The sequence below is a fragment of the Dellaglioa sp. CoH-55-MRSF-9 genome, assembly GCF_056782155.1.
In genome coordinates, this window is record NZ_JBXAYG010000022.1 from 1 (window position 1) to 494 (window position 494).

General features: G+C 55.9%; 1 protein-coding gene. It reads right to left on the reverse strand.

Annotation, left to right across the window (positions count from 1 at the left end; all coding sequences use genetic code 11):
* Positions 1–470, reverse strand: a 470-nt coding sequence (locus tag AC1RPV_RS07615) for a hypothetical protein (RefSeq protein WP_481764179.1), incomplete at its 3' end; no start/stop codon positions are given.
* Between the last annotated feature and the right edge of the window lie 24 nt (positions 471–494).

Here is a 494-nt window from a genome sequence, read left to right on the forward strand (position 1 = left end):
ATCTCGCTCAGGCGCGCGAGGTCCGATTTCTTTTCCTCAAAGGGCCATGCACGACCGATCCGAGCCAGCCGCTCACGTTCCCGTTGTTGGATACCGCCAGCGTAATGATCATTCCAGCGGCCATCCAGATCACGCAGGACCTGAATGCGGGTCCGAAGCTGCACGTCGTCCAGTTCGTCGTATGCGGCACGCAGCACTGCGGTACCAGCCTCATGCATACCAGCTCTATCCAGAGCATGCGCCCTGTTGATCGCAGTCGGAATAGGGCCCTGTTCTTGTGCATAAAGCACTTTCGACGCATATTCTTCGAACGGAACGGCGTCCCGCGCATTGATCAACAGCGGATTACCGTTGACGACAGCAACCTGCGAATAGAACTTTCGGTCACCGCGATCCGAGGTAATTGTGAACCAGTAGCAGCCGCCGTTCTCCAGTTTATCCCAGTCCCTGATCTTCCGTACCTGCGTCATAAAGCTCTCCTGTTTGTAGATTGC